Annotated in this window: 21 protein-coding genes; 15 read left to right on the top strand and 6 right to left on the bottom strand. The window is 69.6% G+C overall.

What is annotated here, in order from left to right:
- Positions 1-52: 52 nt before the first annotated feature.
- Complete coding sequence (locus BMW26_RS04830) at positions 53-916, top strand: IclR family transcriptional regulator (protein ID WP_232224529.1); 864 nt, start codon at positions 53-55, stop codon at positions 914-916.
- Between the two features lie 6 nt (positions 917-922).
- Here the strand turns inward: BMW26_RS04830 and BMW26_RS04825 are convergent, their stop codons facing one another.
- Complete coding sequence (locus BMW26_RS04825; protein ID WP_053095438.1) at positions 923-1,534, bottom strand: TetR/AcrR family transcriptional regulator; 612 nt, start codon at positions 1,532-1,534, stop codon at positions 923-925.
- A 111-nt stretch (positions 1,535-1,645) separates the two neighbouring features.
- On the opposite strand from BMW26_RS04825, the gene BMW26_RS04820 reads away from it, so the two are divergent.
- From BMW26_RS04820 to paaK, 6 genes are read left to right on the top strand one after another with little or no spacing between them, the layout of a single operon-like run.
- Positions 1,646-2,833, top strand: coding sequence for a thiolase family protein (locus tag BMW26_RS04820; protein ID WP_072590920.1), 1,188 nt, complete (start codon positions 1,646-1,648; stop codon positions 2,831-2,833).
- Positions 2,830-3,558, top strand: a complete 729-nt coding sequence (locus BMW26_RS04815; protein ID WP_072590919.1) for an enoyl-CoA hydratase/isomerase family protein — start codon at positions 2,830-2,832, stop codon at positions 3,556-3,558. Before BMW26_RS04820 ends, BMW26_RS04815 begins: the two co-directional genes overlap by 4 nt.
- The gene (locus BMW26_RS04810) at positions 3,555-4,421 is read left to right on the top strand and encodes a 3-hydroxyacyl-CoA dehydrogenase family protein (RefSeq protein WP_072590918.1); all 867 of its coding nucleotides are present in this window, start codon (positions 3,555-3,557) and stop codon (positions 4,419-4,421) included. Before BMW26_RS04815 ends, BMW26_RS04810 begins: the two co-directional genes overlap by 4 nt.
- Positions 4,418-6,499: a phenylacetic acid degradation bifunctional protein PaaZ gene (gene paaZ, locus BMW26_RS04805; RefSeq protein ID WP_083569287.1), complete on the top strand. Its 2,082-nt coding sequence runs from the start codon at positions 4,418-4,420 to the stop codon at positions 6,497-6,499. Before BMW26_RS04810 ends, paaZ begins: the two co-directional genes overlap by 4 nt.
- 5 nt (positions 6,500-6,504) lie before the next feature.
- Positions 6,505-6,888: a hydroxyphenylacetyl-CoA thioesterase PaaI gene (gene paaI / locus BMW26_RS04800; protein WP_082297754.1), complete on the top strand. Its 384-nt coding sequence runs from the start codon at positions 6,505-6,507 to the stop codon at positions 6,886-6,888.
- Positions 6,889-6,932: 44 nt separating this feature from the next.
- A complete protein-coding gene (paaK, locus tag BMW26_RS04795; RefSeq protein ID WP_072590916.1) occupies positions 6,933-8,228 on the top strand; it encodes a phenylacetate--CoA ligase PaaK in 1,296 nt (431 codons plus the stop codon).
- A gap of 24 nt (positions 8,229-8,252) precedes the next feature.
- Here the strand turns inward: paaK and BMW26_RS04790 are convergent, their stop codons facing one another.
- The gene (locus tag BMW26_RS04790; RefSeq protein ID WP_072590915.1) at positions 8,253-10,373 is read right to left on the bottom strand and encodes a RecQ family ATP-dependent DNA helicase; all 2,121 of its coding nucleotides are present in this window, start codon (positions 10,371-10,373) and stop codon (positions 8,253-8,255) included.
- 94 nt (positions 10,374-10,467) lie between these two features.
- On the opposite strand from BMW26_RS04790, the gene BMW26_RS04785 reads away from it, so the two are divergent.
- The 8 genes from BMW26_RS04785 to BMW26_RS04750 all read left to right on the top strand — a co-directional run bounded on the left by BMW26_RS04785 (position 10,468) and on the right by BMW26_RS04750 (position 17,192).
- The gene (locus BMW26_RS04785; protein ID WP_053095430.1) at positions 10,468-10,887 is read left to right on the top strand and encodes a hypothetical protein; all 420 of its coding nucleotides are present in this window, start codon (positions 10,468-10,470) and stop codon (positions 10,885-10,887) included.
- A gap of 122 nt (positions 10,888-11,009) precedes the next feature.
- Positions 11,010-11,987 (top strand): 1,2-phenylacetyl-CoA epoxidase subunit PaaA, encoded by a 978-nt coding sequence (paaA, locus tag BMW26_RS04780; RefSeq protein ID WP_072590914.1) that lies wholly within the window; start codon positions 11,010-11,012, stop codon positions 11,985-11,987.
- A complete protein-coding gene (gene paaB / locus BMW26_RS04775; protein ID WP_056277472.1) occupies positions 11,987-12,292 on the top strand; it encodes a 1,2-phenylacetyl-CoA epoxidase subunit PaaB in 306 nt (101 codons plus the stop codon). The genes paaA and paaB overlap by 1 nt, the downstream gene beginning before the upstream one ends.
- Positions 12,289-13,131: a 1,2-phenylacetyl-CoA epoxidase subunit PaaC gene (gene paaC / locus BMW26_RS04770; protein ID WP_072590913.1), complete on the top strand. Its 843-nt coding sequence runs from the start codon at positions 12,289-12,291 to the stop codon at positions 13,129-13,131. The genes paaB and paaC overlap by 4 nt, the downstream gene beginning before the upstream one ends.
- Positions 13,125-13,631, top strand: coding sequence for a 1,2-phenylacetyl-CoA epoxidase subunit PaaD (gene paaD, locus BMW26_RS04765; protein WP_072590912.1), 507 nt, complete (start codon positions 13,125-13,127; stop codon positions 13,629-13,631). The genes paaC and paaD overlap by 7 nt, the downstream gene beginning before the upstream one ends.
- On the top strand, positions 13,631-14,809 hold the full coding sequence (paaE, locus tag BMW26_RS04760; RefSeq protein ID WP_072590911.1) for a 1,2-phenylacetyl-CoA epoxidase subunit PaaE: 1,179 nt from the start codon (positions 13,631-13,633) through the stop codon (positions 14,807-14,809). The genes paaD and paaE overlap by 1 nt, the downstream gene beginning before the upstream one ends.
- A gap of 10 nt (positions 14,810-14,819) precedes the next feature.
- The gene (locus tag BMW26_RS04755) at positions 14,820-15,590 is read left to right on the top strand and encodes an enoyl-CoA hydratase/isomerase family protein (RefSeq protein ID WP_072590910.1); all 771 of its coding nucleotides are present in this window, start codon (positions 14,820-14,822) and stop codon (positions 15,588-15,590) included.
- A 78-nt stretch (positions 15,591-15,668) separates the two neighbouring features.
- On the top strand, positions 15,669-17,192 hold the full coding sequence (locus tag BMW26_RS04750; protein ID WP_072590909.1) for an ATP-dependent DNA ligase: 1,524 nt from the start codon (positions 15,669-15,671) through the stop codon (positions 17,190-17,192).
- A gap of 6 nt (positions 17,193-17,198) precedes the next feature.
- On the opposite strand, the gene BMW26_RS04745 is transcribed toward BMW26_RS04750, so the two are convergent.
- Genes BMW26_RS04745 through BMW26_RS04730 form a run of 4 tightly spaced genes read right to left on the bottom strand, consistent with a single transcriptional unit; the run spans position 17,199 to position 21,210 of the window.
- Positions 17,199-17,708: a phosphoribosyltransferase gene (locus tag BMW26_RS04745; RefSeq protein ID WP_072592227.1), complete on the bottom strand. Its 510-nt coding sequence runs from the start codon at positions 17,706-17,708 to the stop codon at positions 17,199-17,201.
- 48 nt (positions 17,709-17,756) lie between these two features.
- On the bottom strand, positions 17,757-18,602 hold the full coding sequence (locus BMW26_RS04740) for a transglutaminase family protein (protein ID WP_053095423.1): 846 nt from the start codon (positions 18,600-18,602) through the stop codon (positions 17,757-17,759).
- Positions 18,599-19,525 carry an alpha-E domain-containing protein gene (locus tag BMW26_RS04735; RefSeq protein WP_053095422.1) on the bottom strand — a complete coding sequence of 309 codons (927 nt, stop codon included), beginning with the start codon at positions 19,523-19,525 and terminating at the stop codon, positions 18,599-18,601. Before BMW26_RS04735 ends, BMW26_RS04740 begins: the two co-directional genes overlap by 4 nt.
- Positions 19,519-21,210, bottom strand: a complete 1,692-nt coding sequence (locus tag BMW26_RS04730) for a circularly permuted type 2 ATP-grasp protein (RefSeq protein WP_072590908.1) — start codon at positions 21,208-21,210, stop codon at positions 19,519-19,521. The genes BMW26_RS04735 and BMW26_RS04730 overlap by 7 nt, the downstream gene beginning before the upstream one ends.
- Between the last annotated feature and the right edge of the window lie 11 nt (positions 21,211-21,221).

Raw genomic sequence — 21,221 nt, 5'->3', positions numbered from 1 at the left:
CCTTTGATCTCTACGGCGGCGCTCTTTCGCAATATTGGAAAGTTATTCGTCAATGTCGAATATGCTCGGGCGCAGTCGAGTTGTCAAGATCGACCTGACGACCGATGCGACCGCTCGGCTCGACGACGATCCGGAGAGAGGAGCCGCGATGATCCAGGCCATCGATCGCGCAGCGAAAGTGCTCGAGCTGCTGCAGGGTGCGCGCCATCTCGGCATCACGGATCTCGCGCTCGCCCTGAGCCTTCCCCCGTCGACCGTGCACGGGATCGTCAAGTCCCTGCGCGAGCACGGACTCGTCGCGAAGGAGCGCGGCGGGCAGCGCTACATGCTCGGTCCCACCCTGCTGCGGCTGAGCAACGTCTACCTCGACACCCTCGACGTCCGGGCCAGAGCCATGCGGTGGACGCAGGAGCTCGCACGCCGCACGAACCTGCCGGTGCGCCTCGGGGCGCCGCACTTCCACGAGGTGCTCGTGATCCACCACGACCTGCGTCCGGACGACAGCCAGCAGATGCTCGAGACCGGCGTGGCGATCCCCGCGCATGCCTCCGCGATGGGAAAGGTCCTGCTGGCGCACGACCTCGGCTTCCAGCGCACCGTCTTCGAGCGGCCGCTGCACAGCCTCACCGGGGACACGATCACCGACGTCGCCCGACTGCTGCTCGACCTGCCGGCCATCGCCGAGCGGGGCAGCGCCTCGGAGACCGATGAGGCCGTGCTCGGAGAGTCGTCCGTCGCCGCGCCGGTCGCCGACGCGTCGAACGACATCGTCGCCGCGGTCGCCGTCGTGATGCCCACATCGCAGGCGCCCGCCTCGGACGCGGTGCTCAACGCGCTGCGCGAGACGGCGCGCAACATCTCCCGCGAGCTCGGAGCGACCAGCTGGCCTCCCCGCGTGGCGCCGGCCGACGACTGAGCCCGCTCAGCGGGACTGCAGCCCGTCGAGGCTCACCCGCAGGATGTCCTCCCCCAGCTCGTCGGGATCGACGGGACCCCCGGGTCGATACCACTCGACGACCGAGTTGATCATTCCGAAGATGAGCCTGGTGGCGACCGCCGCATCGACGTCGTCGCGGATCAGCCCCTCGGTCTGCGCTTCCGACACGATCGCGGTCACGCGCTGGTCGAACGCACGTCTGCGCACCAGCGCGGAGGTCTCGACATCGCCGTTCCCCCGCACGCGCAGCAGCAGCGTCACCGAGGGGAGCTTCTCGGTGAGCACCCGCACCGCGCCGCGGATGATCGCCCGCAGCCGGTCGGAGGCCAGCGAGTGCTGCGCGGTCGCGTCATCGACGACGGCCTCGAGCGCATCGAGCGCATCGTTCAGCGCGAGCTCGAGGATCGCCGACTTCGATTCGAAGTGATGGTAGAGCGCCGACTTCGTCAGCCCCAGCGTCGCGCTGAGGTCGGCCACGCTCGTCGCGTCGTAGCCGTGCTCGTTGAAGACCTTGACGGCGACCGCGAGCACCTGCTCGCGGTCATAACCTGGCCGGCCGCGCTTGGGGGCCGGCGCCTGGATTCCGGGCTCTGCCATGGGCCCAGTCTGTCAGTCCGGATGAGTTGCCATTCGCGGAAGGATCTGAGATCGTATTCCTGACCGATCGGTCTGAAATTATCGCCAGCGTGGGCGTTCGAGAGGATGACGATGTCCGAGGCCTATCTCGTCGACGGGGTCCGCACCCCCGTCGGTCGCTACGGAGGCGCACTCGCCGGCATCCGTCCGGACGATCTGGCGGCCCTCGTCGTCGCCGCCACAGTCTCGCGAGCCGCCATCCCCGGCGACGACATCGACGAGGTGATCCTCGGCGCCGCGAATCAGGCGGGCGAGGACAACCGCAACGTCGCACGGATGGCCGTGCTGCTCGCGGACCTCCCCGATTCGATCCCCGGATTGACCGTCAACCGCCTCTGCGCCTCGGGGATGTCAGCCATCGCACTCGCCGCGAACGCCGTACGCGCAGGGGACGCCGACCTCATCGTCGCCGGGGGCGTCGAGTCCATGACACGCGCGCCCTGGGTGCAGGCGAAGCCCGAGCGGGCATGGGCCAAGCCCGGCGCGGCCTTCGACACATCGATCGGCTGGCGCTTCACGAACCCGCGGCTGAGCGCCCGCGACAAGGCCACGTTCTCGATGCCCGAGACCGCCGAAGAGGTCGCACGCATCGACGGGATCACCAGAGCGGATGCCGACGCCTTCGCGCTTCTGAGCCATCAGCGCGCCATCTCGGCAATCGACGGGGGACGCCTCGCCCCCGAGATCGTGGGCGTCGAGACGGGCCGCGGACTCGTCGACACCGACGAAGGCCCGCGCAGGGACAGCACGCTCGACGCGCTGGCCGCACTCCGTCCGGTCGTCGCAGGCGGCCAGGTCGTCACGGCGGGCAACTCCAGTTCCTTGAACGACGGAGCCTCGGCGATCATCGTGGCGAGCGCCGAAGCGGTCGAGCGACATGGCCTTCGTCCGCGCGCACGGATCGTCGCCTCGGCGACCGCCGCGCTCGCTCCCGAGATCATGGGCCTGGGTCCCGTGCCGGCAACACAGAAGGCACTCGCGAAGGAGGGCCTGCAGGTCGGCGACCTCGGTGCCGTCGAGCTCAACGAGGCCTTCGCCTCGCAGTCCCTCGCCTGCATCCGCCGCCTCGGACTCGACCCGTCGATCGTCAACGCCGACGGCGGAGCCATCGCACTCGGCCATCCCCTCGGCTCCAGCGGATCCCGCCTGATCGTCACACTGCTCGGCCGACTCGAGCGCGAGAACGCGCGCTACGGTCTGGCCACGATGTGCGTCGGCGTGGGTCAGGGCACCGCGATGATCGTGGAGCGTCTGACATGACTCTGCGCATCGAGGAGCATCGAGACCGGGTGGTCGCCACGCTCGACCGGCCCGAGAAGCGCAACGCCATCGACCAGGCGACGATCGACGCGCTGCACGACCTCTGCGCGCTGCTCGAGCGGACGCCGCGCACGCTGATCATCACCGGCACCGACGGCGTCTTCGCGGCGGGCGCCGACATCGCCCAGCTGCGCGATCGCACCGCCGACGACGCCCGGCGCGCCATCAATGCGACCGCATTCATCCGCGTCCACGATCTCCCGATGCCGGTGATCGCCGCACTCGACGGATACGCGCTCGGGGGCGGAGCCGAACTCGCCTACGCCGCCGACATCCGCATCGCGACGCCGTCCCTCCGCATCGGCAACCCCGAGACCGGGCTCGGCATCATCGCCGCAGCCGGCGCGACCTGGCGCCTGCCCGAGATCGTCGGAGACGCGAGGGCGAGCGAGCTGCTCCTCACCGGCCGAGCTCTGGATGCCGAAGAGGCGCTGAGGTGGGGACTCGTGTCGTCGCTCCATCCGGCCGACGAGCTGCTCGCGGCCGCACACCGGATCGTCGATCGCATCGCGGCGAACGATCCCCTCGCGACGCGGCACACCAAACGCGCTCTGCGCACTCCGCGAGCAGGCCACCCGGCGATCGAGGTCGAACTGCAGGCCGAGCTGTTCGAGTCGCCCGAGAAGATCCGCCGCATGACCGACTTCCTGGAGAAGAGACGATGAGCGACATCGGCAGCGCCCCGAATCGGGTCGGCGTGCTCGGAGGCGGCCGCATGGGAGCCGGCATCGCACATGCGTTCCTGCTCGCCGGATCTCACGTCAGCGTGATCGAGCGCGATGCGGCGAGCGCCGACGCGGCGCTGACCCGCATCGGCGACAGCATCCGCAGATCCGTCGACCGCGACCCCTCTCTCGACGAGGCCGAATTGACCGCGCGCATCACGACCGGCGTCGATCCCGGAGCCTTCGCCGCGGTCGACCTCGCGATCGAGGCGGTTCCCGAAGACCGGGCCCTCAAGGAGGACGCACTGTCGCGGGCCGAAGCCGTGCTACCCCCGTCGGCGGTTCTGGCGAGCAACACCTCGTCGATCTCGATCGACGATCTCGCTGCGGGCCGCAGGCATCCGGAGCGATTCCTCGGCCTGCACTTCTTCAATCCGGTGCCCGCGTCGGCCCTAGTCGAGGTCGTGCGCGGCGCAGCGACCGACCGGTCGGTCGTCGAGAGCGCCACCGCCTGGGTGGCCGCCCTCGGCAAGACGCCGATCGTCGTCAGCGACTCCCCGGGCTTCGCGTCGTCGCGGCTGGGCGTGATGCTGGGCCTCGAGGCGATCCGGATGCTCGAGGAGGGCGTCGCCTCGGCCGCCGACATCGATGCCGCGATGACGCTCGGGTATCGGCATCCGATGGGTCCGCTGCGCACCACCGACATCGTCGGGCTCGATGTACGCCTCGGCATCGCCGAAGAGCTGGAGCGCACGCTCGGCGAGCGATTCGCTGCACCGGAACTGCTGCGCCGCATGGTCGCCGAGGGAAAGCTGGGCCGCAAGAGCGGCGAAGGGTTCTACGCATGGAACGAGGAGAGATGACCGAGTATCTGCCGAGCTACGTCCAGGGCGAGTGGTGGACGCCGTCGTCACCCACGCGATCCACAGAGGTCCGCGATGCGTCCACCGGCGACGTCGTCGCCGTCGTGTCGTCCGTGGGCCTCGACCTGGCCGGGGCACTGGAGTACGCCCGCTCCATCGGGCAGAAGAGCCTTGGTGCGCTCACGTTCCATCAGCGGGCCGTGCTGCTGAAGCAGCTCGCCCTCGCTCTCACCGAGCGCAAGGACGAGCTGTATGCGCTGTCCGCCCGTACCGGCGCCACGAAGGCCGACTCGTGGGTCGACATCGACGGCGGCATCGGCGTGCTCTTCTCGTACTCGGGCAAGGGTCGCCGCGAGCTGCCGAACAGCCGCGTGCATGTCGACGGCCCCGTGGAGCCGCTGTCGAAGGACGGGTCGTTCCTGGGTCGTCATGTCTACACGACGCTCCCCGGGGTCGCTGTGCAGATCAACGCGTTCAACTTCCCGGTGTGGGGTTCGCTCGAGAAGTTCGCACCCGCGTTCCTCGCCGGCATGCCGACGCTCGTGAAGCCCGCGACGCCCACGGGCTACGTCGCCGAGGCGATGGTGCGCATCCTCGTCGAATCGGGACTGCTGCCCGACGGATCGCTGCAGCTCGTCAGCGGCAGCGTGCCTGACCTGTTCGAGAACCTGCGGCTCGGCGACATCGTCGGGTTCACCGGCAGCGCGTCGACCGCGGAGAGCCTCAAAGCCCACGCCGCAGTGCAGACCGGCGGTGTGCGGTTCACCGCCGAGACCGACTCGATCAACGCCTCGGTGCTCGGCACCGACGCGATCGAGGGCACCCCGGAGTTCGACGCCTACGTGCGCCAGCTCGTCACCGAGATGACGAGCAAGGCCGGCCAGAAGTGCACGGCCATCCGGCGAGCGATCGTGCCGGCGGGCTCGGCCGACGCGATCATCGGCGCCGTGCAGGCGCGCCTCGCTGAGAAGACCGTGCTGGGCGACCCCCGCGCCGAGGGCGTCACCATGGGTCCCCTGGCCTCGACGGGGCAGCGCGATGAGGTGCTGCGCCAGGTGGATCGCCTACAGGCGGCGGGCGGGCAGGTCGTCGTCGGGACGACGGATGCTCCCGAGGTCCGTCGCGCAGACGGCAGCACCGGCACCGCACCCGACGGAGCCTTCGTGTCGCCGCTGCTGCTGCGCTTCGAGGACTCGCAGTCCGACGCGGCGCACTCGATCGAGGCCTTCGGCCCCGTGTCGTCGCTGCTCACCTACGACACCATCGCCGAGGCCGCAGCGCTCGTCGCCCGAGGTGGCGGCTCGCTGGTCACCAGCATCGCCACGCATGACCCGGCGCAGGCCGTCGAGCTCGCCACGCGCATCGCACCGTTCAACGGCCGGATGCTGCTGCTCGACCGCGACGATGCACGATCGTCGACCGGGCACGGATCGCCCCTGCCCAACCTCGTGCACGGCGGCCCCGGTCGAGCCGGCGGCGGCGAGGAGCTCGGCGGCATCCGTGCGGTGCTGCATCACATGCAGCGCACGGCGGTGCAGGGTTCACCCGAGATGCTGACTGCCTTGACGGGTGTCTGGCACGCGGGGGCCGCCGCGCGCAGCGACGGTCGGCATCCGTTCCGCAAGTCGCTCGCGGAACTCCGCATCGGCGACCAGATCGTCTCCGGCCCGCGCGAGGTGACCCTCGCCGACATCGAGACGTTCGCGCACTTCACGGGCGACACGTTCTACGCCCACATGGACGAGGCATCCGCCGCCGCGAACCCGTTCTTCCCCGGACGGGTCGCGCACGGCTACCTGCTCGTCTCGTGGGCCGCGGGTCTCTTCGTTGATCCGGAGCCCGGACCCGTGCTCGCGAACTACGGTCTGGAGAACCTGCGATTCATCACGCCGGTCTCCCCCGGCGACACGATCCGCGTCGAGCTGACCGCGAAGCAGATCACGCCGCGTGAGACGGACGAGTACGGAGAGGTGCGCTGGGACGCGGTGATCCGCAATCAGAGCGACGAGCTCGTCGCCACCTACGACGTGCTCACGCTGGTGAACAAGCAGCCGACACCCGAGGTCCTCGCCGCATGAGAGAGATGATGCAGCGCGATGCCGCATCGCAGATGCTCGGCATGACCGTCGAGGAGGACGCCCCCGGAGAGGCCGTCGTCTCGATGACCGTGCGCGACGACATGCTGAACGGGTTCGCCATCACGCATGGCGGACTGGTGTTCACCCTCGCCGACACCGCCTTCGCGATCGCCTGCAACGAGGACGATCGCGTCACGGTCGCGGGTGGTGCCGACATCACCTTCCTGAAATCCACGACCGCCGGCCAGCGACTGACAGCGCGCGCGGTGCGCCGTGTCGTCAGCGGACGCAACGGCCTGTACGACGTGACGGTGACCGACGAATCGGGCGATGTCGTCGCCGAGGTCCGCGGCCGCTCGCTCACGACGAACCGCTCGCACCCCGCCTGAGCGCCCGCACGCTCACTGCTCTGCCCCCGACGAAGGAGTCGACGATGACCGCAACACATGCCGAGATCGGTGCCGAGGCCGAGCTGCATTCGCCTGAACGACTGGCGCGGCTGCAGCTGCAGCGCCTGCAGTGGACCGTCCGGCATGCCTACGAGAACGTGCCGACCTATCGCCGCAAGTTCGACGAGCACGGCGTGCACCCCGACGACGTGCGCACCCTCGACGACGTGCGGCGTCTGCCGTTCACCACCAAGGCCGACCTGCGCGAGAGCTATCCGTTCGGCATGTTCGCCGTGCCGATGGCCGACGTGCGACGCGTCCACGCGTCGTCGGGCACGACGGGGCGGCCGACCGTCGTCGGGTACACCGAAGGAGACCTCGACCGGTGGAGCGACCTGGTGGCGCGGTCGCTGCACGCCGCGGGCATCCGCGCGGGGATGAAGGTGCACAACGCCTACGGCTACGGGCTCTTCACCGGCGGACTCGGCGCGCATGCCGGGATCGAGCGTCTCGGAGCGACCGTGATCCCGGTGTCGGGAGGGCAGACCGCCCGGCAGGTGCAGCTGATCACGGATTTCGAACCGGATGCCATCCTCTGCACGCCGAGTTATCTGCTCACGATCGCTGACGCGATGGAAGCCTCGGGCATCGATCCGACGACCACGTCGCTGCGCGTCGCGGTGCTCGGCGCCGAGCCGTGGACGAACGAGATGCGTCGTGAGATCGAGCGGCGACTGAACATCGATGCCGTCGACATCTACGGGCTCAGCGAGGTGATGGGGCCGGGGGTCGCGAGCGAGAGCGTGCTCACGAAAGACGGCCCGCACATCTGGGAGGACCATTTCCTGCCCGAGATCATCGACGGAGAGACCGGGGAACGGCTGCCGGACGATGCGCTCGGCGAGCTCGTCTTCACGTCGCTGACCAAAGAGGCTTTTCCTGTGATCCGGTATCGCACGCGCGATCTGACGCGCCTGCTGCCGGGAACCACCTTTCCGGCGCTTCGACGCATGGAGAAGATCACCGGCCGCAACGACGACATGATCATCCTGCGCGGCGTGAACCTCTTCCCCACCCAGATCGAGGAGCTGGTGATGGGCATCGAGACGCTCACCCCGCACTTCGTGCTCGAGCTGCACCACGTCGGGCAGCTCGACACGATGACCGTGCGCATCGAGCGACACCCGTCGCTGAGTGCCGAGGACTGCGATGCCGCCGCTGCGGTGCTCACCCACCGCATCAAGATGCACATCGGCACCAGCGTCGACGTGACGGTCGAGGAGCCGGGCACGCTGCCCCGGAGCGAGGGCAAATACCAGCGGGTCTACGACCTGCGGTAGGGCTCGAGCCGGGTGTCCCCGCCCTCAGCCGCGCAGCGCGAGCACGAACGGGAGCACGTCGCTCGCCCCCGCCTGGCGCAGCGTGCGCGCGGTGACGGTGAGCGTCCAGCGGCTGTCGGCGAGATCGTCGACGAGCAGCACGGGACCGGCAGGCACGTCGAGGCCCTGCGCGCTGAATCTGTCCCACAGACCTGCCAGCCGGAACACGCTGTTGCCACCGGGTTGGCCCGTCGGCCCGCCGTTCACGAGGTCGAGCGCACCGAGATACGGCAGGCGGCCGATCTCGGCGATCCCGCGGGCGAGCGAGTCGACGAGCAGCGGATGCGATCGCGACGGCATGGCGACGACCGCGACGGGGCGCTCGGTCCACCCCCAGTCGGCGAGCACGCGCACGCAGCCGCCGAGGACCTGGGGCGTCACCACCGCGTCAGGGGCTCCCGCCGCGAAGAGCTCGCGCAGCGTGCCGCCCCAGCCGAGGTCGGTGAGACGGGCGAGTGCGCGCCCTTCTCCGGCCTGCTCCCCCGCGGGGATGCGCCCCTTCACCGGCACGTCGAGCTTGTCGGCTCCGGTCGGCCAGGCGCGGCGAGGCTCGACCGGGACACCGACGCGATCGAGCGATTCCGCGGCCTGCGTCGTCGCCGATTCGCCGATCTCGCTCGGGAACCAGATGCCGGCGCAGTTGTCGCATCTCCCGCAGGGCGCAGCCGTGTCGTCGTCGAGTGAGCGCTGGAGGAATTCCATGCGGCATCCGTCGGTCTGCTCGTAGTCGATCATGTGCTGCTGCTCGGCGCGACGCTCGGCCGCGATGCGCTCATAGCGCTCGGCGTCGTAGGCCCACGGCTGCCCCGTCGCGACCCAACCGCCCTGCACCCGGCGCACCGCGCCGTCGACGTCGAGAACCTTGAGCAGCAGTTCGAGCGGAGTACGCCGGATGTCGACCATCGCCTCGAGCGCGGGCGTCGAGATGGGCTGATCGCCGAGGGCGGCGATCACCCGCTCGGCGCGCTCCCGATCCGGCATCGACGCGGTCGCGAAGTAGTGCCAGATGTCGCGGTCTTCGACGCCGGGCAGCAGGAGCACGTCGGCGCTCTCGCTCGCACGACCGGCACGGCCGACCTGCTGGTAGTACGCGACCGGCGACGACGGCGCGCCGAGGTGCAGCACGAAACCGAGGTCCGGCTTGTCGAAGCCCATCCCGAGCGCGCTCGTGGCGACGAGGGCCTTGACCTCGTTGCGCTTCAGCATCCCTTCCGACTCGGTGCGCTCGTCGGTGTCGGTCTGTCCGGTGTACGCGCGCACGTCGTGCCCGTGATCGCGCAGCAGCCGGGCGGTGTCGACCGCGGCCGCGACCGTCAGGGTGTAGATGATGCCCGAACCGGGCAGGTCGTCGATATGACTGAGCAGCCACGCGAGCCGGCTGGCGGAGTCGCGCAGACGCAGGACGCCGAGACGCAGCGAGGTGCGCGCGAGCGGGCCGCGGATCGTGAGCACCTCGGAGCCGGCGGCATCCGACGCCCCTCCCGTGCCGAGCTGCTCGGCGACGTCGGCCACGACCCTGCTGTTCGCGGTCGCCGTCGTCGCGAGCACGGGCACCTCGGGCGGCATCTGCTCGATGAGGTCGCGCAGCCGCCGGTAATCTGGGCGGAAGTCGTGCCCCCAGTCGCTGATGCAGTGCGCCTCGTCGACCACCAGCATGCCGATCCGTCGAACCAGCGCCGGCAGCTGCTGCTCGCGGAACGCGGGATTGTTGAGTCGTTCGGGAGAGACGAGCAGCACATCGACCTCGTCTCGGTCGAGCTGCGCCATGACCTCCGACCACTCGTGCGCATTGGTCGAGTTGATCGCCACCGCTCGAACGCCTGCCCGCTCGGCCGCGGCGATCTGATCGCGCATCAGCGCGAGAAGCGGCGAGACGAGGACGGTCGGCCCTGCCCCCTGGCGGCGCAGCAGCAGCGTCGCGACGAAGTACACAGCCGACTTGCCCCACCCGGTGCGCTGCACGACGAGCGCGCGGCGGCGCCCCTCGACCAGAGCCTCGATCGCCTCGTACTGACCGTCGTGGAAGTCGGCGTCCGGGCGGCCGACCAGCTCGCGCAGAGCCGAGAGCGCAGCAGTGCGGGTGTCGACAGAGGCGGGAGAAGTCATGTCTCCACTCTGCCCGATGCCTCCGACACCCGGTGCGCCACCATCCACAGGCGGATTCGAGCCGAGCCTCGGCGACGTCGTCTAGCGTGGGACGATGATCACGCGAGAACTGGCCGTATCCCTGCGCGACGCCGGACTCGTGTGGCATCCCGCCGAGGGCGACCGCTTTCAGCTCGATCTCCCGAACGATGTCGAGCTCGAGGCCGAAGCCGATGTCTTCACGGTCAGCGAGATGACGATCGAGGCCCGCCAGACCCCGAGCGGCACGGACCTCGCCTTCAACGGCACGACGGAGTGGGCGCTCGACGCCGTGACCCTCGCGGACGCGGTGTGGCTCCCCCGCGAGGATCAGCTGCGTGAGCTGCTGCGCGGCACCTTCCGGGCGCTGAGCCGCCTCTCCGACACCTTCGTGGTCGAGGTCGAGATCGCCGGCGAGACCCTACGTTTCGAGCATCCGGATCCCTCCGAGGCGTACGGCAGAGCCCTCCTCGACCTCGTCTCCCGCTCGCGCTGAGCAACTCTCCGAGCATCTCGCCGAGCGCCGCATCGGGGGTCTTCCTTGCGCCGCGACGACCTCCGTGTCAGAATTACCTAACGACCGGTCAGTAAAGCGGATCGGAAACCGAGGAGTCGATGATGACCAGCCCCGCAGATCTCTCCCTCGTCGACGGAGAGCTGTCCGACGACGAGCACCTGTTCGACGAGCTCATCGCGAACGAGCAGCGCATCGAGCCTCGCGACTGGATGCCCGATGCCTATCGCAAGACGCTGATCCGTCAGATCTCGCAGCACGCGCACTCCGAGATCATCGGCATGCAGCCGGAGGGCAACTGGATCACCCGGGCGCCGAGCCTCAAGCGCAAGGCGATCCTGATGGCCAAGGTCCAGGACGAGGCGGGGCACGGACTCTATCTCTACTCCGCCGCACAGACGCTCGGCATCACGCGCGACGAGATGATGGATCAGCTCATCAGCGGCAAGGCCAAGTACTCGTCGATCTTCAACTACCCGACGCCCACCTGGGCTGACATGGGGGCGATCGGGTGGCTCGTCGACGGAGCCGCCATCTGCAACCAGGTGCCGCTGTGCCGCGCCTCCTACGGGCCCTACGGCCGCGCGATGGTGCGCGTCTGCAAGGAGGAGTCGTTCCATCAGCGCCAGGGATTCGAGATCCTGCTGTCGCTCATGCAGGGAACCGACGAGCAGAAGAAGATGGCGCAGGATGCCGTGAACCGCTGGTACTGGCCGAGCCTGGCGATGTTCGGTCCGCCCGACGACCAGTCCCCCAACTCCGCGCAGTCGATGAAGTGGAAGATCAAGCGCTTCACGAACGACGAGCTGCGTCAGCGCTTCGTCAGCATGCTCGTGCCCCAGGCCGAGATCCTCGGCGTGACCCTGCCCGACCCTGATCTGCGCTTCGACGACGAGACCGGCCAGTACGTGATCGGCGAGATCGACTGGGACGAGTTCTTCGAGGTGCTGCGCGGCAACGGCCCCTGCAATGCCGAGCGTCTCGAACGCCGCCGCACGGCCCATGAGGACGGCGCGTGGGTGCGCGAGGCTGCGGCCGAGTACGCCCGCAAGCAGGCGCTGAAGACGAAGGCGGTGGCGTGATGGCGACGCCCGGTGCCGACGCCCGCGAGCCCTGGCCGCTCTGGGAGGTCTTCGTCCGCGCGAACCGCGGCCTGAGCCACGTCCACGTCGGGTCGCTGCACGCCCCGGATGCCGACATGGCCATCCGCAACGCCCGGGATCTCTACACGCGACGCGGCGAGGGCGTGTCGATCTGGGCGGTGCCCGCCGAGGCGATCACGACCAGCGACCCCGACGCGAAGGGCGCCTACTTCGAGAGCCCCGCCGGCAAGAACTATCGGCACGCCGTGTACTACACGGCGTCCGAGGGGGTGCCGCACCTGTGAGCCACATCCAGGGTGATATCCACGGCGACCCGCACGGGGACGTCTCGGTCGACGAGCTGCGGCTCGGTGACGAGCTCACCGGAACCGGCTCCGCGGCGGCATCCGCCGACATCGCCGAGTACGCGCTCTGGCTCGGCGACGATGCACTGATCCTGTCGCAGCAGCTCGGTGAGTGGATCTCCCGCGCGCCCGAACTCGAAGAGGACGTCGCCCTCGGCAACATCGCGCTCGACCTGCTCGGGCATGCCCGCTCGTTCCTGCACTTCGCGGGGTCTTTCGACGGACGCTCCGAAGACGATCTCGCGTACTTCCGCGACGAACCGGAGTTCCGCTGCGCCTGGATCGTCGAGCAGCCCAACGGCGACTTCGCGCAGACCATCGCCCGCCAGCTCGTCGTGTCGACCTACATGTTCGAGCTGTACTCGGCCCTGCGGGCGAGCAGCGACCCGACCCTCGCGGCGATCGCCGAGAAGTCCCTCAAAGAGGTCGACTACCACCGCGACCACGCGGTGCAGTGGGTGCTGCGGCTTGCCGGCGGCACCGAGGAATCCCGCCGACGGATGATCCGCGCGCTGGGCGACGTCTGGCCGTATGCCGACGAGCTCTTCCGCGACGAGCCCCTGATCGACCGCCTCGGGGACGCCGCGGCGCGTCCGTCGACGCTGCGAGCGGGCTTCGACGCCGTCGTCGCCGCCGTCTTCGCCGAGGCCGAGCTGACGCTTCCCGCCGTCGCGGCATCCTCGGCCGGAGGACGGCGAGGAGCGCACGCGAGTCCGTTCGGCCATGTCCTCGCGGAGATGCAGGTCCTGGCGCGACGGCATCCGGGAGCATCATGGTGACCGGCACGCTGCAGACCGCACACCGGTCGACCGCCTGGCGGATCGCCGCGGCCGTGGCCGACCCCGAGGTGCCCGTGCTGACGATCGAGGACCTCGGCGTGCTGCGCGCGGTCACCGTCGACGGCGACGTGGTGCGCGTCGACATCACCCCGACCTACAGCGGGTGCCCGGCGATGGACACGATCCGCGACGACGTCATCCTCGCCCTGACCGCCGCGGGATACTCACGGGTCGAGGTCCGGCTCGTGCTCTCCCCCGCATGGACGACGGACTGGATGTCGGATGCCGGCAGGCAGAAGCTCGCCGAGTACGGCATCGCGCCTCCGACCGGGCGCTCGGCGATCTCGTCCGGCCCGATCCGCCTCGCGATCAGCGTGCGGTGCCCTCGGTGCGGCTCGCTGGACACCCGCGAGGTCTCGCGCTTCGGTTCGACCTCGTGCAAGGCGCTGTTCGAATGCCGCGCCTGCCTCGAACCCTTCGACCACTTCAAGGTGCACTGATGTCGCTGTTCGCCCTCTCCGGTCCCGCGCCCGCGCCGTCGCCTCGTCGAGCCGCCGCGCCGACGAAGAAGCGCGCGCGCTTCCACACCCTCGCCGTCGAGGAGGTGCGGCCGTTGACCGACGACTCGGTCGAGGTGACCTTCTCGGTTCCCGCCGACCTCGCCGACGACTACGACCACCTGCCCGGCCAGTATGTCGCCCTGCGCACGTCGCTCGACGGCACGGAGGTGCGCCGGTCGTACTCGCTGTGCCGCGCACCCGAACACCGCACGGCCGAGCAGATCGCCGCCGGTGTCCCGACCCGGCTCAGCGTCGCCGTGAAGCGCGACGAGGGCGGGCTCTTCTCGACCTGGGCGCAGACGGGCCTTCACCCCGGTTTCGAGATCGACGTGATGAGTCCGCAGGGCACGTTCACGTCCGGGCTCGACGATCTCGATCAGCGTCACGTCGTGGGCATCGCTGCCGGTTCCGGCATCACGCCGCTGATGGCTCTCGCCCACACCGTGCTGACGCGCTCAGACACCTCCCGATTCACCCTGCTCTACACGAACCGCTCGACGCTCGACGTGATGTTCCTCGAGGATCTCGCCGACCTCAAGGATCGCTACCCGACGCGCCTGACGCTGCACCATGTGCTGTCCCGCGAGCAGCGCACGGCCCCCGTGCTCTCCGGACGCATCGACGAGGAGAAGCTGCGCACCATCCTGCGGGCGCTCATCGATCCGACCGACGTCGACGAATGGTTCCTGTGCGGACCGCTCTCGCTGGTCGACCTGTGCCGAGAGGTGCTCGCCGACGTCGGTGTGCCGCGTGAGCACATCCGCTTCGAGCTCTTCACGACGGGTGACGAGCCGGCGCGCGCCGCCCGCCCTGTCGAGGTGCGCGCGGGCGAGAAGACGATCCGCATCGAGGTGAATCTCGACGGCGTCTCGTCGACCGTCGAGAGTCCGGTCGACGCGCACGAGTCCGTGCTCAATGCCGCTCTGCGGGTGCGACCCGATGCGCCGTTCGCGTGTGCGGGCGGCGTCTGCGGAACCTGCCGTGCGAGGGTCATCGAGGGCAGCGTGACGATGACGGAGAACTACGCGCTGGAGCCCGACGAGCTCGAACGCGGCTACGTCCTCACCTGCCAATCCCACCCCACGAGCGACCGCATCGTGGTCGACTACGACGTCTGAGGAGCATCGGATGATCGATCTGACCGTCGCCGACGACGTCGCCACCGTCGTTTTGAATGCGCCGACGAAGCGGAATTCACTCGACGAGCAGGCGCTCCGCGATCTCGGCCGCGCCTACGACGAGGCGGATGCCGCGGGAGTGCGCGCGCTGGTGCTGCGGGGCGAGGGCCGGGCCTTCTGCGCCGGTCGCGACATCGCGGGCGTCGACCCCCGTGACGACGACGTGATCGGGTATCTCGGCGGGCTCGTGACCCCGCTGCTGCAGCGGATGGCACGGTTCCCCGCCCCGACCTTCGCGGTGGCGCACGGCGCCTGTCTCGGCGTCGGCCTCGGACTCCTCATCGCCACCGACGTCGTGTACGTCGCAGAGTCGGCCAAGATCGGGTCACCGTTCGCCGCGCTCGGCGCCACTCTCGACTCCGGCGGCCACGCCCTCTTCGTCGAACGTCTCGGGGCGCACCGGGCACTCGACCTCATCTACACCGGTCGGCTGATGAGCGGCACCGAGGCCGTGTCAGCGGGGCTCTTCTCCCGGGTGCTGCCCGACGACGAGGTCGTGCAGGCGACGACGGATGCCGCAGCGACCGCTGCGCGTGGCGCCACCGCCGCCTTCCTGGCGAGCAAGCAGCTGGTCGCCAGGATCCGCGACGAGCGCCTGGCGCTGTGGGAGTCGATCGATCTCGAGAACGCCGCCCAGGCCGCCCTGTGCGACACCGACGACTACCGCGAGGGGTTCGCGGCGTTCCAGGAGAAGCGCACGCCGGAGTTCCGCGGCCGCTGAGTCGCATCCGCTTACTGCGGCAGGACGGACGAACGCAAGGCCGTCGCCGATGTCGGATGCGGATGCGAGACTGCCTGCATGTTGCTCTCGGAGCTCGTCTCCACCGCCGAAGAGGTCACCGCCACCGCATCGCGCCTGGCGAAGATCGACGCCGTGTCCCGGCTGCTCGCACGCGCTGACGCTGCCGACGTGCCCGCCCTCGTCGGGCTGCTGCTCGCGACGCCGCGACAGGGACGGCTGGGTGTCGGCTGGCGCGGAGTGGCGGCGCTCGACGTGCAGCACGCTGCCGAGCCCTCGCTGTCGATCCGTGATGTCGATGACGCGTTCGAGGCCTTGACCGGCTCGTCAGGGTCGGGGTCGGCCGCGGCGCGTTCCGCGATCCTCTCGGCTCTCGCGTCGCGAGCGACGGCTCCCGAATGGGACTTCCTGTCGCGGGCCATGCTCGGCGAGCTGCGCACGGGCGCGCTCGGCGGCGTCCTGCTCGATGCCATCGCCCGTGCCGCGGATCGCCCGGCGGCATCGGTGCGACGAGCAGCAATGCTCTCCGGCGACCTGGGCGAGACCGCCGTGCTCGCACTCACCGGCACGGAAGACGAACTCGATGCGGTCGGGCTGGTGGTCGGTCGCCCCGTGCTGCCGATGCTCGCATCGACCGCGGCCACCCCGACCGCCGCGCTCGACATCACCGGCACCGCGTCCGTCGAGTACAAGCTCGATGGCGCGCGCATCCAGGTGCATCGCCAGGGAGACGATGTGAGCGTCTACACCCGCAGCCTCGCCGACATCACCCACCGGGTGCCGGAGATCGTCGAGATCGTGCGCGCGCTCCCCGCACACGATCTGATCCTCGACGGTGAGACGCTGTCACTCGACGAAGACGGCGGCCCTCGGCCGTTCCAGCAGACGATGTCGCGGTTCGGGGCGGACGTCTCGCGCGAGCTCGTGCTGCGGCCCTGGTTCTTCGACATCCTGCACGTCGACGGACGCGATCTGCTCGACGAGCCCCTGTCCACCCGCCTGACCGAACTCGAGAGGGTCGTCGGCGAATGGCGTATGCCGGGCATCGTCACCGACGACGCCGAAGCGGCCGAGCAGCTGTCGCGCGAGGCTCTCGCCGCGGGCCACGAGGGGGTGCTCGTCAAAGGGATCGATGCGCCCTACTCGGCGGGACGCCGCGGCAAGTCCTGGGTCAAGGTCAAGCCCGTGCTCACCTACGACCTGGTCGTGCTCGCCGCCGAATGGGGGTCGGGGCGGCGCCAGGGGCTCCTGTCGAACCTGCACCTCGGCGCACTCGACCCGAGCGGCGAGTTCGGCGAGCCCGGCGGTCTCGTCATGGTCGGCAAGACGTTCAAGGGGCTCACCGACGAGCTGCTGCGCTGGCAGACGGAGAACTTCCCGCCGCTCGAGACGAGGCGCACGCAGGGCGCGGTGTTCCTGAGACCGGAGTTCGTGGTCGAGATCGCGATCGACGGCGTGCAGCGCTCGCCGCGATACCCCGGAGGCATCGCGTTGAGGTTCGCGAGAGTCAAGGGCTATCGACCCGACAAGAACCCCGCCGACGCCGACACGATCCAGACCCTGCGGGCGCTGCTGCGCGGGTGACTCTCGTCAGGCGGACGGAGCGAGACCGAGGTCCTCTTCGCGCACCGTGCCCTGGAACGACCAGGGGAAGTTGATCCACAGGTCGGTGTCCTTCCAGGCGTAGTCGGGCTGGATGATCGTCGACGGCTTGGTGTAGATCGTGACCGAGCGCACGTCGGCGCCCTTGTCCTTCAGCAGCTGCACGGCGAGGGCGAGCGTGCGACCCGAATCTGCGACGTCGTCGACCAGCAGCACGCGTCGACCGTCGAGATACGCCATGTCGAGTTCGGGCGGCAGCACCTCCGGCGCGTCGCGCACCGTGCCGATGCCGGTGTAGAACTCGACGTTGATCGCACCGCAGTTCTTCGCTCCGAGACCGTAGGCGATGGCACCGGCAGGCAGCAGACCGCCCCGCGCGATGGCCACCACGACCTCGGGCATGAAGCCGCTGTCCAGGATCCGGCGCGCGAGGTCTCGCGTCGCGGATCCGAAGCCGTCCCAGGTGAGCGTCTCGCGCTCGATCGATGCATCCGTCATCGTCTCATTCTCCTGCACCACCACTCGAACTCCCGCCACGCCGTCGCCTCAGCCGAGGCGGGTGACCTCGACCGAGACGAAGAGCTCGGAGGCGCTGGGTCCCGCGTACACCCCGCGCAGCGGTGCGACATCGGCGTAGTCCCGACCGTGGCCGACATAGACGTGCGATTCGCCGATGTCGACGAGGTTGGTGGGGTCGTATCCGCGCCACTCGCCGGAGTACCACTCCACCCAGGCGTGCGACTCCCCCGTCACAGCCTGTCCGATCGCGGCCGTCGGATCGGGATGCAGGTACCCCGACACGTAGCGCGCCGGGATCCCCGCGGCGCGCAGCACGCCCAGCGCCACATGAGCGATGTCCTGGCAGACGCCGGACCGGGTGGGCCACGCGTCGCGGGCGGTCGAGCTCACGCCGGTGACGCCGCTGCGATACTCCATGGCCTCCCCGACGGTGCGGCAGATCTCCCGGGCCGTCTCGTCGACGCCACCACCCTCCGCTTCGATGTGCAGGGCGAGGTCGCGCATCTCGTCATCGGGAGCGGTGGCAGGGGTCTGCGCCACGCATTCCGCGAGTTCGAGCGATTGGGGTATCCGGGCTGCCAGTTCGTCCCAGTCGATGTCCGCCTCTCCCGTCGGCAGCGGCCTCACATCCACCACGCTCGTCGCGGTGACCGAGAGCATCTGATGCGGGGTCAGCAGCTCGAACGTCGAGACCCGGGTGTCCCAGTAGTCGGTGTACGAGTGCTGGGTCGCGGTCGGCGATATGTCGAGCGTCGCCTGCAGCACGAACTGTCCGTCCCGGGAGTGCGGCAGCATCCGCGCCTCGTTGTACGACGCCGTCGCCGGCTGCTCGTAGCGGAAGCCGGTGCGGTGAACGATCTTGAGCCGACTCACAGCGCCTCTCCGATCCACACCGGCATCGCGATCGAGGGGAAGTACCGCTCCCTGATCGCGTCACTCGCCACCGACATCCCCACCTGGACCTCCTCCATGCTCTCCGACAGCCGATGCACGGTGTCGCCGATCGGTCGGTACTCGAGCTCCGACCGCATGCGTCCCAAGACGCGATGCGCCCGATCGGGCACGCCGAACGCACCCGCCGGATCGATACCGCGCAGACACTCCTCGGCCTGGAGGATGCTCGAGAGCACCGATCGGGGGAACAGCCGGTCGATCAGAAGGAACTCCACGGCGGACGCTCCCGTGGGCACCGCCCGGTGGCTGCGCAGATGGGCTTCGTACGCCCCGCAGCTGCGCAGCAGCGTCGTCCAGCTCGGCCCGCCTGCCTCGGTCAGCGACCGCGTCGCCAGCAGCCGCGCCGTCATGTCCGCGCGCTCGATCGAGCGGCCGAGCACGAAGAAGTGCCAGGCCTCATCCCGGCTCGTCGAGGAGTCGACGACCCCGAAGGCCAGCGCCGACCGATCACGCACCCAGCGGAAGAACGGGTGCGTCTTGTCCGAGGCGATCCGCCGCGGCATCCGTGCGTTCGACTCGTTCAGCGTCTCCCAGAGGTCCGTCGAGATGATCTCGCGCGCTCGACGAGCGTTCTCCCGCGCCGCCGCGATCGAATGGGCGATCGACGCGGAGTGCTCACGATCCAGCGCGAGCAGCCGCACGACGTCGTCCCGGCTCAGCACGGTGCCGGCATCCGCCGTCGTCCCCATCACCGACAGGAGCGCCCGACATGCGGTGTCCTCCTCGACCCACGGATCCTCGAGCAGCAGCTGCAGGTGCACATCGAGGATGCGGGCGGTGCCGTCGGCGCGCTCGACGTAGCGGCCGATCCAGAACAGCGCCTCGGCGATGCGACTCAGCATCCTGCGCCTCCCTGCTGCTGCTGTTGCTGCTGTTGCTGCTGTTGCTGCTGGTGGTGACGCAGGTCCAGGTCCTCGTCCTGCGGAGACGAGAGGAAGGGCGGATGCGGTTCCTCACGCGCCGGAGCGACCACGGCGATCGCCCCGGTCGCCAGCGACACCTCGTCTGCGGCGGCGGTCGGGTCTCCGTCCAGAGTCGACGTCGGCCCGGTGAAGAGCGACGGATCCAACACCCAGGTGTCCTTCGACCCTCCACCCTGGCTCGAGTTCACGACGAGCTGCCCCTCGGGCAGAGCGACGCGAGTGAGACCGCCGGGCAGCACCCAGATGTCGTGCCCGTCATTCACGGCGAAGGGTCGCAGATCGACGTGTCTCGGGCGGAATCCGTCCTCCACGAGCGTCGGGATGGTCGAGAGCTGCACGACCGGCTGGGCGATCCAGCCTCGGGGATCCGCCCGCAGCGACCGACGCAACTCGTCCAGCGTCTCGCGCGACGCGTCGGGGCCGACGACCAGCCCCTTCCCGCCGGATCCGTCGACGGGCTTCACCACCAGCTCGTCGAGCCTGTCGAGCACCTCCTCCAGCGCGTCCGGCTCCTCGAGCCGCCAGGTGTCGACGTTCGGGATCACCGGCTCCTCTCCCAGGTAGTAGCGGATCAGATCGGGGACGTACGTGTACACGAGCTTGTCGTCGGCCACGCCGTTGCCGACGGCGTTCGCGAGCGTCACGGTGCCGAGGCGCGCCGCGAGCATCAGCCCCGGTGCGCCCAGCACCGAGTCCGGACGGAACTGCTGCGGGTCGAGGAACTCGTCATCGACCCTGCGGTAGATCACGTCCACCCGCGTCGGCCCCGAGGTCGTGTGCATCCACACCCGACCGCCCGAGCAGAAGAGATCGCGTCCTTCGACGAGCTCGATGCCCATCATGCGAGCGAGCAGGGTGTGCTCGTAGTACGCCGAGTTGTGCACCCCGGGGGTCAGCACGACGACGGTCGGATCATCGACGCCGTCCGGCGCCGCCGCACGCAGCGCCTGGAGCAGCCGCCCCGGGTAGTCGACGACGGGACGCACGCGCAGGCTGGTGAACAGCTCGGGGAGCGTCTGCGCCATCACCCGGCGATTCGCGAGCACGTAGCTGACGCCGCTCGGCACGCGCACGTTGTCCTCGAGCACGCGCCAGGCTCCGAGCTCGTCGCGGATGACGTCGATCCCCGCGACATGGATGCGCACGCCGTTCGCTCCGACGATGCCGGCCGCCTGACGGTGGAAGTGCGCGGAGGAGCTGATCAGCGACGAGGGGATCACGCCGTCCTGCACCGCATGCTGCCGGCCGTAGACGTCGGCGAGGAAGGCCTCGAGCGCACGCACCCGCTGCTTCACCCCCGACTCGACATAGCGCCAGTCGTCGGCGGCGACCACGCGAGGCACCACGTCGAGCGGGAACGGACGCTCCTCCCCGGCGAAGTCGAACGTCACGCCCTGCGCGAGGTACGAGCTGGCGAGCGCGTCGGTCCGTGCTCTCAGCTCGGCGTCGTCCATGCTCGCGAGCGCGGGATACATGTCCTGATAGGGCAGGCGCACTCCCCCACCACCGGGCTGCGCATCGGCAGGGAACATCTCGTCCCACGGCGCGGCCCCCGCTCGCTGCGGCGACCGGCGCGAGGTGTATCCGTCGAACAGTGACTCCATGGCCGCATGTT

The organism is Microbacterium sp. 1.5R, from assembly GCF_001889265.1.
GTDB lineage: Bacteria > Actinomycetota > Actinomycetes > Actinomycetales > Microbacteriaceae > Microbacterium.
The sequence above is the reverse complement of the archived record's forward strand: the minus strand, read 5'-3'. Positions and strand labels throughout refer to the sequence as shown.

Coding starts and splice junctions, on each gene's coding strand:
- BMW26_RS04830 (WP_232224529.1), top strand. CDS start 53: ATGTCGAATATGCTCGGGCGCAGTCGAGTTGTCAAGATCGACCTGACG.
- BMW26_RS04825 (WP_053095438.1), bottom strand. CDS start 1,534: ATGGCAGAGCCCGGAATCCAGGCGCCGGCCCCCAAGCGCGGCCGGCCA.
- BMW26_RS04820 (WP_072590920.1), top strand. CDS start 1,646: ATGTCCGAGGCCTATCTCGTCGACGGGGTCCGCACCCCCGTCGGTCGC.
- BMW26_RS04815 (WP_072590919.1), top strand. CDS start 2,830: ATGACTCTGCGCATCGAGGAGCATCGAGACCGGGTGGTCGCCACGCTC.
- BMW26_RS04810 (WP_072590918.1), top strand. CDS start 3,555: ATGAGCGACATCGGCAGCGCCCCGAATCGGGTCGGCGTGCTCGGAGGC.
- paaZ (WP_083569287.1), top strand. CDS start 4,418: ATGACCGAGTATCTGCCGAGCTACGTCCAGGGCGAGTGGTGGACGCCG.
- paaI (WP_082297754.1), top strand. CDS start 6,505: ATGATGCAGCGCGATGCCGCATCGCAGATGCTCGGCATGACCGTCGAG.
- paaK (WP_072590916.1), top strand. CDS start 6,933: ATGACCGCAACACATGCCGAGATCGGTGCCGAGGCCGAGCTGCATTCG.
- BMW26_RS04790 (WP_072590915.1), bottom strand. CDS start 10,373: ATGACTTCTCCCGCCTCTGTCGACACCCGCACTGCTGCGCTCTCGGCT.
- BMW26_RS04785 (WP_053095430.1), top strand. CDS start 10,468: ATGATCACGCGAGAACTGGCCGTATCCCTGCGCGACGCCGGACTCGTG.
- paaA (WP_072590914.1), top strand. CDS start 11,010: ATGACCAGCCCCGCAGATCTCTCCCTCGTCGACGGAGAGCTGTCCGAC.
- paaB (WP_056277472.1), top strand. CDS start 11,987: ATGGCGACGCCCGGTGCCGACGCCCGCGAGCCCTGGCCGCTCTGGGAG.
- paaD (WP_072590912.1), top strand. CDS start 13,125: ATGGTGACCGGCACGCTGCAGACCGCACACCGGTCGACCGCCTGGCGG.
- paaE (WP_072590911.1), top strand. CDS start 13,631: ATGTCGCTGTTCGCCCTCTCCGGTCCCGCGCCCGCGCCGTCGCCTCGT.
- BMW26_RS04755 (WP_072590910.1), top strand. CDS start 14,820: ATGATCGATCTGACCGTCGCCGACGACGTCGCCACCGTCGTTTTGAAT.
- BMW26_RS04750 (WP_072590909.1), top strand. CDS start 15,669: ATGTTGCTCTCGGAGCTCGTCTCCACCGCCGAAGAGGTCACCGCCACC.
- BMW26_RS04745 (WP_072592227.1), bottom strand. CDS start 17,708: ATGACGGATGCATCGATCGAGCGCGAGACGCTCACCTGGGACGGCTTC.
- BMW26_RS04735 (WP_053095422.1), bottom strand. CDS start 19,525: ATGCTGAGTCGCATCGCCGAGGCGCTGTTCTGGATCGGCCGCTACGTC.
- BMW26_RS04730 (WP_072590908.1), bottom strand. CDS start 21,210: ATGGAGTCACTGTTCGACGGATACACCTCGCGCCGGTCGCCGCAGCGA.